The organism is Methylobacterium fujisawaense (genome assembly GCF_014138435.1).
In the GTDB taxonomy this organism is placed as follows: domain Bacteria; phylum Pseudomonadota; class Alphaproteobacteria; order Rhizobiales; family Beijerinckiaceae; genus Methylobacterium; species Methylobacterium fujisawaense.
The window spans coordinates 523947-538608 of sequence record NZ_JACJIM010000004.1 but is presented as its reverse complement, the minus strand read 5'-3'; the positions used below and the strand labels follow the sequence as shown (position 1 = coordinate 538608).

General features: G+C 70.6%; 8 protein-coding genes. 4 read left to right on the top strand and 4 right to left on the bottom strand.

Translation table 11 applies throughout. The annotated features are described in order from the left end of the window. Positions 1–194: 194 nt before the first annotated feature. Positions 195–383: a hypothetical protein gene (locus tag GGQ91_RS15135; RefSeq protein ID WP_182592298.1), complete on the top strand. Its 189-nt coding sequence runs from the start codon at positions 195–197 to the stop codon at positions 381–383. Between the two features lie 540 nt (positions 384–923). On the opposite strand, the gene GGQ91_RS15130 is transcribed toward GGQ91_RS15135, so the two are convergent. The 3 genes from GGQ91_RS15130 to GGQ91_RS15120 all read right to left on the bottom strand — a co-directional run bounded on the left by GGQ91_RS15130 (position 924) and on the right by GGQ91_RS15120 (position 4891). Then, entirely contained in the window at positions 924–2876 is a 1953-nt protein-coding gene (locus GGQ91_RS15130; RefSeq protein ID WP_043381846.1) for a YgiQ family radical SAM protein, read from the bottom strand. A gap of 472 nt (positions 2877–3348) precedes the next feature. Then, entirely contained in the window at positions 3349–3666 is a 318-nt protein-coding gene (locus tag GGQ91_RS15125) for a hypothetical protein (protein ID WP_182592297.1), read from the bottom strand. A gap of 7 nt (positions 3667–3673) precedes the next feature. Next, the gene (locus GGQ91_RS15120) at positions 3674–4891 is read right to left on the bottom strand and encodes an efflux RND transporter periplasmic adaptor subunit (RefSeq protein ID WP_343066797.1); all 1218 of its coding nucleotides are present in this window, start codon (positions 4889–4891) and stop codon (positions 3674–3676) included. Between the two features lie 112 nt (positions 4892–5003). On the opposite strand from GGQ91_RS15120, the gene GGQ91_RS15115 reads away from it, so the two are divergent. The 3 genes from GGQ91_RS15115 to GGQ91_RS15105 all read left to right on the top strand — a co-directional run bounded on the left by GGQ91_RS15115 (position 5004) and on the right by GGQ91_RS15105 (position 11516). After that, positions 5004–8168 carry an efflux RND transporter permease subunit gene (locus tag GGQ91_RS15115; RefSeq protein WP_182592296.1) on the top strand — a complete coding sequence of 1055 codons (3165 nt, stop codon included), beginning with the start codon at positions 5004–5006 and terminating at the stop codon, positions 8166–8168. A gap of 82 nt (positions 8169–8250) precedes the next feature. Further along, complete coding sequence (locus GGQ91_RS15110) at positions 8251–9498, top strand: DUF2254 domain-containing protein (protein WP_182592295.1); 1248 nt, start codon at positions 8251–8253, stop codon at positions 9496–9498. 773 nt (positions 9499–10271) lie between these two features. Next, positions 10272–11516 carry a KpsE/RkpR family capsule polysaccharide export protein gene (locus GGQ91_RS15105; protein WP_043381856.1) on the top strand — a complete coding sequence of 415 codons (1245 nt, stop codon included), beginning with the start codon at positions 10272–10274 and terminating at the stop codon, positions 11514–11516. A 410-nt stretch (positions 11517–11926) separates the two neighbouring features. On the opposite strand, the gene GGQ91_RS15100 is transcribed toward GGQ91_RS15105, so the two are convergent. Then, the gene (locus GGQ91_RS15100) at positions 11927–14659 is read right to left on the bottom strand and encodes an ATP-binding protein (RefSeq protein ID WP_182592294.1); all 2733 of its coding nucleotides are present in this window, start codon (positions 14657–14659) and stop codon (positions 11927–11929) included. Positions 14660–14662: the final 3 nt, after the last annotated feature.

Sequence of the window (14662 nt, the reverse complement as noted above, 5' to 3'; positions counted from 1 at the left end):
CGCCTGCGGGACCGCCGGATGGTCCTGGGCGCCGCCCTCAAGACGACGGCGAGCCCACTCGCGTGCCCCATGTCGCCGAACAGTTTCGCTCGCCTGCCGTACACGGTGCCGTGATCTCGCCTGCGCGCGACGAACTCCGGCGAGGTCTGCGGAATTACTACTTAGACGTCGCGCTGCCCGATGAGAAATTCCCGTTGGCGGCCTCTTTCCGGCGCCCCTTGGAGGCGCTGGACACGGCCGAGACGCCGTCGGGCCACGGCTTCGCGGCCGAACTTGTCGCGGGGGTGCCGCATCTGCGCCGGTCTGCGCTGTCGCTGAACCGCGACGCCACCGAGAACGACGACCTCGTGCAGTACACGTTGCTCAAGGCCCGGGAGCATTGAACCAGCTAGCGGCCCGGCGCTGCCTCGAAGGCGTGGCTTTTCACGATCCTGCGCAACAGGCACCGCGACGACCGGATCAGGCACCGGCGGGAGGTTCCCGACCCGGACGGTTCGCACGCGGCGGGATTGTCGAGCCTCGCCGATTAGCAGCACCGGCTCACCGTGCAGGACGTCCAGGGGTGCGCGACCGGCTCGAACTGGCCGGGGGAGCTGGCCCTCGTTTTCCGTCTCCAGCGGGGCCGGGATACTCAGGATGAAGGCGCTCGCGTCGGACTTGGCCCTCGCGCCTTCCCGGCCCGCAATCCTTCATCAGGGTCCACGACCCCGAAGCGCAGGTTGACGGCGTCTTTCGTGTCCCTCGGATCGAAGGCGCCCGCGTCGCCACGCGCGACCGCGCAAAGCCATCCGATTCCGAACACGCGCAAGCCGTGGCCATTGGTCCGCGCCCGACATCCATGGATGTCCGCGCTCGATCCATGTGGATGCAGCCTCGGTCGAACGCAGCTCTCGGAACATCCGTCGATCAGCCGCGCGCGGTCATCACTTCCTCAGCGGCACGCCCTTCGTGGTGAAACGCGGCGCACCCGGATGGCGCATGGGGCGCGGCTGGCCACCCGCCTTGCCCGCACCGGCGCCCGTTCCCGGCGGCTGCGAGAGCGGAACGAGCTGGTCCGGCCTCGGCCCGATGAGATCCGCGCGACCCATCGCCCGCAGCGCCTCGCGCAGCAGGGGCCAGTTCTCGGGATCGTGGTAGCGCAGGAACGCCTTGTGCAGCCGGCGCTGCCGCATCCCCTTGATCGCGTCGACCGGCTCGCTGCCGCCGCGCCGCACGCCCTGCAACGGGTTGATCTCGGTGTGATACATGGTCGTGGCGGTGGCCATCGGCGAGGGCAGGAACGTCTGGACCTGATCGGCGCGATAGTCGTTCTTCTTGAGCCAGAGGGCGAGGTGCATCATGTCCTCGTCGGTCGTGCCCGGATGCGCCGCGATGAAATACGGGATCAGGTAGTATTTCTTGCCGGCCTGCTTGGCGGCGGCGTCGAACATCTCCTTGAAGCGGTCATACGTGCCGATGCCCGGCTTCATCATCAGGTCGAGGGGGCCGCGCTCGGTGTGCTCGGGCGCGATCTTGAGACGGCCGCCGACGTGATGGGTCACGAGCTCCTTGACGTATTCGGGGCTCCGGACCGCGAGGTCGTAGCGCACGCCGGAGGCGACCATGACCTTCTTGACGCCCTTCACCTCCCGGACCTTGCGGTAGAGCCGGATCAGGTCGTCGTGCGAGGTGTTCAGGTTCGGGCAGATATCCGGAAAGACGCAGGACGGCAGCCGGCACGCCGCCTCGATCTTCGGGTCCTTGCACGCCATCCGGTACATGTTCGCCGTCGGCCCGCCGACATCCGAGATCACGCCCGTGAAGCCCGGCGTCTTGTCGCGGATCTTCTCGATCTCGCGCAGGATCGAGCCCTCCGAGCGGTTCTGGATGACGCGGCCCTCGTGCTCGGTGATGGAGCAGAAGGTGCAGCCGCCGAAGCAGCCGCGCATGATCGTCACCGAGAACTTGATCATGTCCCAGGCGGGGATTTTCGCGTCCCCGTAGGACGGATGGGGGGCGCGGGCGTAGGGCAGGTCGTAGACCGCATCCATCTCCTCGCTCGAGAGCGGGATCGGCGGCGGGTTCAGCCACAGGTCGCGGTCGCCGTGGCGCTGGACGAGCGGGCGGGCATTGCCGGGATTGGCCTCCCGGTGCAGCACCCGCGAGGCGCGGGCATAGGCCTCCTTGTCGTCCTTGACCTGCTCGTAGGCGGGGAGCCGGATCACGGTCTCGCCGGGGCGACGGGCGGCGGCCTCGTCGGTCGAATCGAGATCGTCGGCGGGCAGCTCGGTGTAATGCGCGGGCACGCGGCGGAACAGGGCGACGCCCCGGACGGCGTCGAGTTCCTGCGGCGCCTCGCCGGCCGCGAGGCGGTTCGCCACCTCGACCACGGCGCGCTCGGCATTGCCGTAGATCAGCAGATCGGCCTTCGCGTCCGCGAGGATCGAGCGGCGCACCTTGTCGGACCAGTAATCGTAGTGGGCGATGCGGCGCAGCGACGCCTCGATGCCGCCGAGCACGATCGGCACGTCCTTGTAGGCCTCGCGGCAGCGCTGCGTGTAGACGATGGTCGAGCGGTCCGGCCGCCGGCCGCCTTCGCCGCCGGCCGTGTAGGCGTCGTCGTGGCGCAGCCGGCGGTCCGCCGTGTAGCGGTTCACCATCGAGTCGAGATTGCCGCCGGTGACGCCGAAGAACAGCTTCGGCTTGCCCAGAACCTTGAACGGCTCGGCCGACTGCCAGTCCGGCTGGGCGATGATGCCGACCTTGAACCCCTGCGCCTCGAGCAGCCGGCCGATGATGGCCATGCCGAAGCTGGGGTGATCCACATAGGCATCGCCCGTCACCAGCACGATGTCGCAGGCGTCCCATCCGAGCGCCGCCATCTCGGCGCGGCTCATCGGCAGGAACGGCGCCGCCTTTCCGGCGGGCGGCGGTTGGCAGACGATGGGTGCCAAGGGTCGGTTGGCGGGCGCGTGGAGTTCCATGGGGTCTATGCATAGGCCGCCGAGGCCGCGAGCTCAACGAACCGCCAGAGGGAAGGCGGCCGTCGCCCCTGCATCAAACGCCAAGAGGCCGCCGGCACCGCCGCGGCCAAGGTCACGCGCCGATCCGGCCATGCGTGGGCGACGACGCCCCTCGCCGAGACCGCGCCTGAAGCGGGACCGGAACCTGGGGCTCTCCCGGAAAATGGCGCGATCCCTCCCGACCGTGATGCCCCCTGCCGTCGGCGCGGCTGCGCCCGACACGGGCCAGGGCCGTCGGGGGCGGCGCTCGAACGCCTCCGGCGTGTGGTCATCACCCGGTCGGCTCCGAGGCCCGTCTTGCCCCTCAGGCCTGGCAGGAAGGCCGCTCTCGGGCCGAGCGGATCGCTCAGGGCACGCGCAGGCCTAGCTGCGCCTTGTCCGTGAGCCTTTCGTTGCGGAACGTGAGCGTGAGATTGGCCCCATACGTGCCCCGCCCGGGCCAGGAATAGGTCGCGCGCCGGACCCGGCCGATCGTCAGGTGCGAAATGCGACGGCCATCGCAACCCAGGCGTGCCCGCACCTGCCGATAGGTCATGCCTGTCTTGAGGGCCGCGTACCGCGCATGATCGACACGGCAGCCCGCCGCCGCCGCCGTCGAGGCCGATTGCGCGGCCGATGCTTGCAGGAGCGCCAGGGTCAGCCCGAGCGGGAGGATGGCTCGCATGGCGCGGTCAGCCCCGATCGTCCGCATCCCGGACCCCCGTCTTCGTCGCCGGAGGCTTGGACGGGCCGTCGGCCTCCGCGGACCGGATCTCAACCTTGAGGTCCTGCCGCATGTCCTGAAGGTGGTCGGTCACCACCCGCTCGCCGGCCTTGAGCCCGGCCAGGATCGCGGTGTCCTCGCCGAAGCTGTCGCCCGTCGTCACGGGCTTCTGGCGTACGACACCCTGATCGTCGACCACGTAGACGATCTGCTGAGCGAGTCTGGCCGACAACGCGATCGTGGGGACCAGAAGCTTCTCCTCGGTGCCGGTCTTCACCCGGGCACGGATGAACTGACCCGGCAGGAAGCGCTCGTCGGTGTTCGGCAATAGGGCGCGCACGAGGCGACGGGCGGTGCGGGGGTCAAATCGGTTGTCGAGCTGATAGACCTTCGCGTCGCGCATGGGTTTGCCGGCCTCGTCCAGCACCTCCACGGTCACGGGGCCCTTCTGCATCGCCTCGCGCAGCGCCTCGGAATCCTCGGAGGAGAGCGCCATCTGCACGTCGATCGGGTCGAGCTGCACCACCGTGACCAGCTGCGTCTGGTTCTCGATGACGAGGTCGCCGGGGTTGACGATCGACAGGCTCGCCCGCCCGTCGAAGGGGGCGTTCACCACCGCGTAGTCGAGGTTGAGGTTCTGCCGCGCGATCGCGGCCTCGGCCCCCTGGACCTGGGCGGCGGCGGAGGCGGCGTTCGACTGAAGCTGCTGGAGGCGCTGCTCGGAGGCGTAGCCCTTGTCGGCCAGCGTGTCGGTCCGGCTCACCTCGGCCTGCGCGAACTGGAGCTGCGCCTTGGCCTGCGCCTCCTGGGCCTGCGCCTGGGCGAGCGCCACCTGGAACGGACGCGGGTCGATCCGGAAGAGCACCTGCCCCTTCTTCACGTGGCCACCCGGCTCGAAGGGGCGATCGGTGACGTTGCCGGTCACCCGGGCCCGCAGGGCCGCGTCCTGCTGCGCGATGATCGTCCCCGTATAGGTGAAGCTGATCGGCACCGCCTGCGTCCGCGCCGTCGTCACCGTCACGGCGATCGGCGGCTCGGCCTCAGCGGTCTCGGGCGGCCGGTCCGACCAGGGCAGGGCCGCCATCAGCACGGACGGGTCCGGTCGGCCCATCGCGAACCAGCCGCCCGCCGCCAGGACCAGCGCGGCGCCACATCCGAGTAAGCCGTACCGAATCCCCGCCCGCACGCCGCCTGCTCCCCGCTGCGGCGCGCTCGACGCCGAACCGGACAGGGAACACGCCAAACGCGCTCGCGTTGCACGCCCGGTCCTCGCGGCCACCGACCACCGTCGAGGTCCGATGTTCGCCCGCTTCGTCGATCGGCCGGTCCTCGCGGTCGTCATCTCGGTTCTGATCACCCTGATCGGCGCGGTGGCGGGCCTGACCCTGCCGATCGCGCAGTTTCCCGAGATCGCGCCGCCGATCATCAACATCCAGGCGACCTATCCGGGCGCGAGCGCACAGCAGGCCTACGACGCCGTCACGACGCCCCTGGAGCAGGAGATCAACGGCGCCCAGCACCTCCTGTACATCGCCTCGACCAGCAACACGGATGGCAGCGTCAACCTCGACGCGACCTTCGAGATCGGCTCCGATCTCGACGCCGCCGCCGCAGAGGTCCTGACCCGCGCCAACCGGGCCGAGTCGAAGCTCCCGGCCTCGGTGCGCGCGCAGGGCCTGGAGATCCAGAAGAGCTCCCGCCAGCGGCTCGGCAACATCGTGCTCTACGCCGATCCGGGCTCGCCCTACGACGAGCTGTTCCTGGCCAACTGGGCCGAGACGCAGGTGATCAAACCCCTGCGCCGGGTCGACGGCATGGGCCGGATCCAGAACTTCTCCCAGAAGCGCTACGCCATGCGCATCTGGCTCGATCCGGTGAAGATGGAGGCCCTGGCGATCAGCCCCGATGCGGTGATCCGCGCGGTGAGCCAACAGAATGAGCAGATCACCACCGGATCCCTCGGCAAACCGCCGACCGATGGGCAGCCCACCGCCTTCGAGCTGCAGGTCGTGACTCAGGGGCGGCTGAGCCAGCCCCAGGAATTCGCCAACATCCTGCTGCGGGCCAACCCCGACGGCTCCGTGGTCCGGGTCCGAGACGTGGCGCGGGTGGAGTTGGGTTCGGAGCAGTACGGCGTGCGCTCCGGCTTCGACGGGAGGCCCTCGGCGACGCTCGGCCTCTACCAGACGCCCGGCGCCAACGCGGTCCATGTGATGGACGGGGTGAAGGCCACCATGGAAGAGCTGGCCCGGCGGTTCCCGCCCGGGCTCAAGTACAAGATCGCCCTCGACCGCACCGAGTTCGTCCGCGAGGCGATCCGCGAGGTGGTCCACACCCTGTTCGAGGCGCTCCTCCTCGTCGTCATCGTCACCTACCTGTTCCTGCAGAACTGGCGGGCGACGCTGATCCCCTCCATCGCCGTGCCGGTGGCGCTGGTCGGGACCTTCGGCCCGATGGCGCTGCTCGGCTTCTCCTTCAACACCCTGAGCCTGCTCGGCATGGTGCTGGCGGTGGGCCTCGTGGTCGACGACGCGATCATCGTGGTCGAGAACACCGAGCGGCTGATGGACGAGGGGATGGAGCCGCGGCCGGCCGCCCGGGAGGCGGTGAACGAGGTCGCCGGCCCGGTGATCGCCACCACCCTGGTCCTGGCCGCCCTGTTCGTGCCGGTGGCCTTCATCCCGGGCCTGACCGGCCAGCTCTACAACCAGTTCGCCCTGACCATCGCGATCTCGGTGATGATCTCGGCCGTCGTCTCGCTGACCCTGACGCCGGCGCTCTGCGGCCTGATCCTGAGGCACCGGCCGGAGGGGGCGCAGGCCCGGCAGAGCCGGTGGAAGGCGCCGCTGCGCTGGTTCAACCGGACGCTGGAGCGGGCCGCGGGCCTCCTCACCGCGATGATCGGGCGGCTCAGCCGCCATCTGGTGCTCGTCGGCCTCGCCTTCGCGGCCTTCGCGGCGCTCACCGTGCTCCTCGTGATGCAGCGCCCGACCGGCTTCGTCCCGAACGAGGATCAGGGCTACTTCTTCGCCGACGTCGCCCTGCCCAAGGGCGCCGCCGTGGCGCGCACCGACCGCATGGTCGAGCGGCTCGGCAAGAGCCTGCGGGACATGCCGGAGGTCGATCACACGATCGGCGTCGTCGGGCGCAGCATCCTCGCCGACGCGGTGGCGCCGTTCTACGGGTTCCAGATCCCGGTCCTGAAGCCCTGGGGCGAGCGGACGGCCTCGGCCGACGCCATCATCGCCCGCGTGCAGAAGCAGTTCCGGCACGATCCGGACGGGACGGTGCGGGTGGTCAACCCGTCGCCGCTGCCCGGCCTCGGCACGCGCAGCGGCCTGACCCTGGAGATCCAGGACCGCAGCGGCACCGGGGGCCTCAAGCTCGCCGCGGCGGCGCAGCGCTTCATCGACGAAATGGAGAAGAGCCCCAACATCGCCCAGGCGCTCCCGACAACGAGCTACGGCGTCCCGCAGATCCGCCTGGAGATCGACCGGGCCAAGGCCGAGCAGCTCGGCGTGCCCCTCCAGAACCTGTTCGACGCGCTCGGGACCTATGTCGGATCGAGCTTCGTCAACCTCTTCAACCGCTTCGGCTTCGTCTACCAGGTCTACGTGCAGAGCGAGGCCGCGGGCCGGCGCACGATCCAGGATCTGGAGGCCCTGCCGGTCCTGAACAGCCGGGGCGAGCCGGTGCGGATCGGCTCCCTGGTGCGGGCGGAGTTCACCACCGGCCCCACCGCGGTCCTGTCCTACAACACCTACCCGGCCATCGAGGTGGCGATCGAGGTGGCCTCCACCGCGAGTTCCGGCACGGTGCTCAAGGAGGTCGAGGCGCTCGCCAAGAGCCGCCTGCCGGCCGACTACGCGGTGGAATGGACCGACGTCGCCTATCAGGAGAAGGTCGCGGGCGGCTACGCGCCGCTGATCTTCGGCCTCGGCGTCCTGATGATCTTCCTGCTGCTGGCGGGCCAGTACGAGTCGCTGCGCCTGCCCTTCGTGATCCTGCTCGCGACGCCGATCGCGATCTTCGGCGCCGTCGGCTTCCTGGCGGTGCGGGGGCTCGAACTCGACATCTTTGGCCAGATCGGGCTCCTGCTGCTCGTGGGCCTGGCCGCCAAGAACTCGATCCTGCTCGTGTCCTTCGCGGAGGATCTGCGCCAGCAGGGCGAGGACGTGCTGAAGGCGGCCCAGGACGCGGCGCGCCTGCGCATGCGCCCGATCCTCATGACCTCCTTCGCCTTCATCACCGGCTCGATCCCGCTCGCCATCGCCAGCGGCGCCGGGGCGCATGCGCGCGTCTCCATGGGGACCGTGGTGATCGGCGGCCTCGTCGTGGCGACCTTCATCACCCTGTTCATCACGCCGACCTTCTACGTCGCCTTCGAGCGGCTGTTTGGGCGCCGCGATCCGGCCGCGCCCGAGCCGTCCGGGGCCGGAGACGCGGCACTGCCGGCCGAGTAGCGGCGTTGGTCCGTCGCAGGATCGGTGGCGCGGACATCGGCGCGGACATCGGGATCGGCGGCGGGAGGGGGCCGAAGCGCGCATGAAGACCGTCATGCCGCGCTGGCGGCTGATCCTGTCCCGAACCCTCCGCCAGGCCTGGGTTCGCGCCGCGCTCTACTGCGTCGGAAGCGTCCTGGCGGCCCTGGTGGCGTGGCGCTTCCAGTTTCACGTCGAGGAGAACTTCGCCCTCAGCGTCGGTGCCGACGCCGTCGGCAACGTCCTGAGCATCCTGGCCTCCTCGATGCTGACGGTGACGACCTTCTCGCTGACCGTGCTGGTGAACGCCCTGGGGGCCGCCTCGTCGGGCGTGACGCCGCGCGCCACGATCCTCTGGAGCGAGGACCGGCGGGCACACGACGCGCTCGCCACCTTCCTCGGGGCGTTCCTGTTCTCGGTTGTGGGGATCGTGGCCTTGTCGACCCGCCTCTACGGGCCGGGCGGGCGCCTCGTCATGCTGGGCGCGACGGTGGTGGTCATCGGCCTGATCGTCGTCACCCTCCTGCGTTGGATGCAGCAGCTCACGCGCTTCGGCCGGGTCGGCGAGACGATCCGGCTGGTCGAGCAGGCGGCGGCCCAGGCGCTGCGCTGCCGGCGCGACCAACCGCATCTCGGTGGCATCCCCCCGGATCCGGCGCACCGCCACGCGCGGCCGGTCCTCGCGGATCGGATCGGCTACATCCAGCACGTCGACCTGGCGGTGCTGACGCGGGCCCTCGGCGGCCGCGACGCGATGCTGGACGTGGCCGTGCTCCCCGGCGCCTTCGTCCACGCCGCCACGCCCCTCGCCTTCGTCGACCCGGAGATGGAGGCCGCCGCCCTGGCGGCCGTCCGCCGGGCCTTCCTGATCGCCGACGATCGTGCCTGGGAACAGGATCCGCGCTTCGGCCTGTCCGTCCTCGCGGAGATCGGATCGAAGGCGCTTCCGCCGACCGCCGCCGATTACGGGACCGCGATCGCGGTGATCGGTGCAGGCTTGCGCGTGCTCTCGGAGTGGATACCGGACCCGGACCGGCCGCCGCCTGAACCCGAACATCCGCGCATCCGGGTCCCGGCCCTGTCGACCGATGACCTGATTGCGGATTTCTTCCATCCGCTGGCCCGTGAGGGCGGCGGGATCGTGCAGGTCGGCGTGCGGCTGCAGAAGGGCCTGGCGGCCCTGCGAAGCATGTCACCGGAGTGCTTCTCCGCCGCAGCCATGCGCGCCTCGATCCTGGTCACGGAGCATGCGGGCTTCGCCCTGCTGGTCCCGTCCGAGAAGGCCGCCGTGGAGGCCCTGACCCTGCGCTGATGCCCAAGCGGGCTCGGCCGTCTCGACCGCCGTTCGCCTCATGCGCGCAGGGTGACGCCGAGGCGACGCGCCGGAGAAGCCTCGGCGCGGCACCGGTCATCGCCGGTTCGGAACTGCCGATGCGCTGATCCATTGGCTTACCGGACGCGGAGCGACCGGCTTTCGAGGATGACTGGATTGATGATCCTGATGCACGCTCTCCCTGTCGGCTTCGCACGGACTGCCATGCGCCGCGCGGCCATGGGGGTTTGCGCGCTGATCGCGCTCTCTGGACCGGTGCTCGCCCAATCGGCGGCGAGCCGGATCGATCAGCCGACGCCGGCGACGCTGCCCCCCGGGGTCAGCACCACGCCGGGCGGCCCTTCCCCCGCCGATCGACCGAGCGGCCCTGTCTCACCCCCGAGCGCCCTCTCTTCATCGACGGACGTCATGCGCGGGGGGAGCACCGGGACCGTATCCGGCCGGAACAAGGACGCGCGCACCAACCCGCTCGATCATCTCTCGCCGGAATACAGGCGGTAGATCGAGGGTTCCCTCGGGGGACGTCTCGGGGTCCCGAACGGCACCGGCGGTCGGATGTGCGGTCCATCGTCGGTCGCCGCACGCCGCCGATGACGGCACGGCGTTCTGGACCGGCCCCTCTGTCGGGTTCTCGTTCCGGTGTCTCTCGGCTGACATGCTTTCGCCGCCTCGCTGTGCGACGGGCTGCGCGAGCGGCATCACAGCCTCGCGGGCCGATCGCGCCCGCGGCAGCCCGAGTTCGAGAAGCAACGATGAACACGCAGGTCGAGAAGGCGGGGGGCAGGCCTTCGAAAGGCATCGACCGGAACAAGGTGATCGCGCACTCGCTGCGGCAGTTCGCACGCCTGCCGGGCCTTCCCGACACCAAGAAGGGCGTGCGCTCCTACCAGAGTCACGTCAAAAGCGATCCCTGGCTACCGCTCCTCTTCGTCGTCTGCTTCGTCCTGCCGACCCTGGGCGGCGCGATCTTCTACGGCCTGATCGCCTCCGACCGCTTCGTGACCGAGGCACAGTTCGCGATCCGGCCGACCGTCGGGACGGCCGACAAGGCGACGCCGGACACGGTCGGCACGAATGCCGGCGTGATCAAGGCGACGGTCGCCCAGGAAACGCTCATCGCACAGGAATACATCCACAGCCGGCCGCTGGTCGAAGCCGTCGCGGCGGAGCTTCCGATCCGCGACTGGTTCGGTCGCGACAGCATCGACATGTTCTCGCGGTTCAGCCCGGAAAAGCCGGTCGAGAAGTTCCTGAAGTACTGGAAGCGCCGCGTCGACGTCGACGTCGAGTCGGCGTCCGGCATCATGTCGCTGACAGTCGAGGCCTTCGACCCCGACGAGTCGCTTGCCATCACGAAGGCCGTGATGGCGGATACCGAGCGGATGTTGAACGACCTGAGCATGAGGTCCCGCCAGGACGCGCTGGACGTCAGCGCGCGTGTCCTGAAGCTCGCCGAGGAGCGGGAGGCGCAGGCCAACGCCGCATTGAACGATCTGCGCAACCGCGAGGGCGTGCTCGACGTCGTCAAGTCGAATACCGCCACCATCAAGGCGATGTCGGAGCTGCGGGACTCGCGCACCAAGCTCGCCATCCAGCTCGCCGTGCTTCAGCGGGATCTCGGCCCGCAATCCCGCAGCATCATCGACCTGAAGCAGCAGATTGCCGATCTCGATGCCAACATCGCCAAGGTTCGGCAGCAGCTGGCCGGCACCGCACCGACGGAGAAGCGGCGCCTCTCGGACGCGCTCACGCGGTTCGAAGACCTCGAGCACGAGCGCGAGAACGCCGAGAAATACCACCGCGACGTGCAACTGGCCTATGACCGGGCCCGGATCGTGGCCCAGCAACAGGTCGTGGCCCTCGTGCCGATCGTCGAACCCGTCAAGGCCGGCTCTTCCACGGAGCCGAGACGGATCCTGATGACGAGCCTCGTCACGGCCGGCGCCGCCGTGCTGTTCGCGGCCGCGATGTTCACCCGCCGGATGATCACGAGCTGACGGGGGCCCGGATCGGTTCTCGTCCGTGACGGTGGACGAGCCGATCGCAGCGGAACCTGCCGTGCAGCCGGCGGCGGTATCCCGCGTCGCACCGACGAAAAGGCCCGCCGCGGCGAACCGGGCGGGCTGAGGGAGTGCTTGGGAGGAAGCGCAGCTTTACGAGGCTCGTATCTGGCATACCAGCCCTGGGAACGCAGGGCAGGTCTGCGAAATCACGAGGCATTCCTCAGGGGCATTGGCGCCCACTGCCCCGCGGGTGGGCGACGGCGGGCGACCGTGACATCCCCCAAGCGCCCCGCCTCCAACGGGCCGGCGGATGCGCGGATCGGCTGAGGGGCGGATGTCCCGGGCGGAGCGGGCCCCGCTGCTCCGGCCCATCGGCGCAGGACATCGCCGATCCGGTGTCGATCTCAGGCGGCCACCGCCTGGGCGCGCGTCCGTCCCTCGAGGTCGCGGATCGTCGCGGCGAGAAGGGTCTCCAGCCCGTCGCAGGCCTCTTGCGGCTCGGCGCAGGCCGCGTTCCGGGCGGAATCCTCGATGGCGCGCAACCGCGCGACGAGGGCGCGGGCGCCAATATTCGCACTCATCGACTTGAGGCTGTGGGCCGCCCTGGCGATGGCAGGCTGATCCGAGACGGCGAGGGCCGATCGGAGGGTGGCGAGCGCGACAGGGCCTTGCGCCCGGTACAGATCGAGGACGCGGTCCAGGAAGGCACCGTCTCCGAGGCCGAGGAGCCCGTCCAGCACCTCGGCGTCGAGCAGATCGCTATCTGGCGATGCTTCGGGTGCTGCTCCGGGTGATGCTCCGGTCGGCAAGGCGGCCCGGGCCTCTTCCGATCCCACCGCAGCCTCCCGTGCCGCGTCCCGGAGGGACGGGACATGCGCCTGCAGGAGATCGGCGAGCTGCCGCAGGGTGAAGGGCTTCAGGAGCGTCCCGTTCATGCCGGCGGCCTCTGCGGCTTCCGCAGCCTCGCCGAGGACGTGGGCCGTGAGCGCGACGATCGGGGTGCGCCGGTCCGTGGCCGCCTCGCGCTGCCGGATCGTCCGGGCGGCCGTGAAGCCATCCAGGATCGGCATGCTGCCATCCATCAGGATCAGATCGAAACGCTGCGCCCCGGCCGCCGCCACGGCCGCGGCCCCGTCCTCGACGGTCACGACATCGGTCACGCCGCAACGGGCCAGGGCCTCGAGGGCGACCTCGCGGTTGACCGCGCTGTCGTCGGCGACGAGCACCCGCGCGCCCGAGAACTGCGGCAGCAGATCGGTCGCGACGGCGACCGCCGCGGACGCGGTGAAGGGATCGCCCGCGGCCAGCGCCGCCAGGAGGGGCCGCCACTCCGCCTGGATCACGGGCCAGCGCAGCACCGCGTCGGCGAGGCCGGACCGGAGAGCCTGATCGGCCGCATTGTCGCCCGCCCCCGCCAGGACGAGCACGCGCCCGGCCCGATCCGGCCGGCGACCCGCCGCCACGAGGGCGGCCGCGTCGAGGACCCAGTGGGCGGGGGCCGCGCCACGGTCCGCCGCGACCGGCGCGAAGCCGGCCCCGCTCAGGCTGGCGGCGAGGGCAACCCGGGTCGCGGTACCGGCGGTGTCCAGCACGATCGCGGCCGGCACCGTGCCGTGGCGCAGGATCGGCCGGGCGGGTTCGGCGACGGTCACGGGAATGCGCGCCGAGAAGGTCGAGCCCGCGCCGACGCGGCTCTCCACCGCCACGGTGCCGCCCATCGCGGCGATGATCTGCTGGGCGATCGAGAGCCCGAGGCCGGTCCCGCCGAAACGGCGGGTCGTGGATTGATCGGCCTGCGAGAAGGCCGAGAAGATCGTGGCCAGCTTGTCCTGGGGGATGCCGATCCCGGTATCGGTGACGGCAATGACGAGGCATCCGTCCCCGGCATCGAGCGCCATCCGGACGGAGACGTGCCCGGCCTCGGTGAACTTCAGCGCGTTCGACACGAAATTGCTCACCACCTGACCCAGGCGGACCGGGTCGCCGAGGATCGCCTGCGGCACCTCCGGCGCGATGTCGGCCGCGAGGTCGAGCCCGGCCGCGCGGGCCCGCTCGGCGAAGAGCGTCACCACGGTATCGGCGATCTCGGCGGGGCACACCGGCACGTGTTCGAGATCGAGCTTGCCCGCCTCGACCTTCGCGAAGTCGAGGATGTCGTTGATGATCGCCAGGAGCGACCGGCCGGACCGGGCGATGACTTCGGCGTAGCGGCGCTGGCGCACCGGCAGGTCGGCACTCGCCAGCAGTTCGGCCATGACCAGGACGCCGTTCATCGGCGTCCGGATCTCGTGGCTCATCGTGGCCAGGAAGGTCGACTTGGCGGCGTTGGCGGCGTCGGCGGCCTGCTTGGCCTCCCTCAGATCGGCTGTCCGCGCCTGGACCTCCGCCTCCAGGTGGGCGCTGTGGGCGGCGAGGCGGTGGTCGCGCTCGTTGACCGCGGAGAGCAGGTCATTGAGGGTGCGCGCCAGCGCGCCGACCTCGTCGTCGCTCTCCACGGGGGCGCGCTGCGTGTAATCGTGGCGCAGGCGGACCGCCTCCATGGTCCGGGTGAGGGCCCCCAGGGGCCGCGTGACGCTGCGCTGCAGGTAGAACGACACGCCGATCCCGATCGCGACGGCCAGCAGGGCCGCCAGGGCGGCGTTCTGGCCGGCGGCCCAGACGTGGTCGCGGATGTCGTCGGTCTCGCCGATCAGGACGACCCGACCGACGGGGCGCCCGTTCTCGAGGATCGGCGCGGTCGCCCGGAGACTCTGGGTGGCGAACAGATGAAGGAGCGAGAGATCCGCCCCGTCCAGGGCTGCGTCCTGCGTCAGCCGCAGGCCGATCCCCTGCTCGGCGAGGACGGACCCGTCCGGTCGCTCGATCGCCCCGTAGACGATGGACGGCACGTTGCCGATCGCCCGGAGGGAGGCGGCGGCCGCGGCCTCGTCGTTGGCGGCCGTGGCCCGGGCGCCCCCGTGGGCGAAGACCTGGGCGACGGCCTCCAGCGCCGCTTGCTTGTCGGCGGCGTAGCGGTCGACCTCGCGCCAGACCGAGAGGGCCGCCGCCAGGACGAGGGCCGCCGTGACGGCGCCGGTCACCGCCAGCGCCAGCCGGCCGGCCAGGGAACGTCTCGGCCTGAGCCACGCGAGATGCACGCT

Excerpts from the sequence above, each read along its gene's own strand:
- GGQ91_RS15130 (WP_043381846.1), bottom strand. The coding sequence starts at position 2,876 with ATGAGCCGCGCCGAGATGGCGGCGCTCGGATGGGACGCCTGCGACATC.
- GGQ91_RS15125 (WP_182592297.1), bottom strand. The coding sequence starts at position 3,666 with ATGCGAGCCATCCTCCCGCTCGGGCTGACCCTGGCGCTCCTGCAAGCA.
- GGQ91_RS15115 (WP_182592296.1), top strand. The coding sequence starts at position 5,004 with ATGTTCGCCCGCTTCGTCGATCGGCCGGTCCTCGCGGTCGTCATCTCG.
- GGQ91_RS15110 (WP_182592295.1), top strand. The coding sequence starts at position 8,251 with ATGAAGACCGTCATGCCGCGCTGGCGGCTGATCCTGTCCCGAACCCTC.
- GGQ91_RS15105 (WP_043381856.1), top strand. The coding sequence starts at position 10,272 with ATGAACACGCAGGTCGAGAAGGCGGGGGGCAGGCCTTCGAAAGGCATC.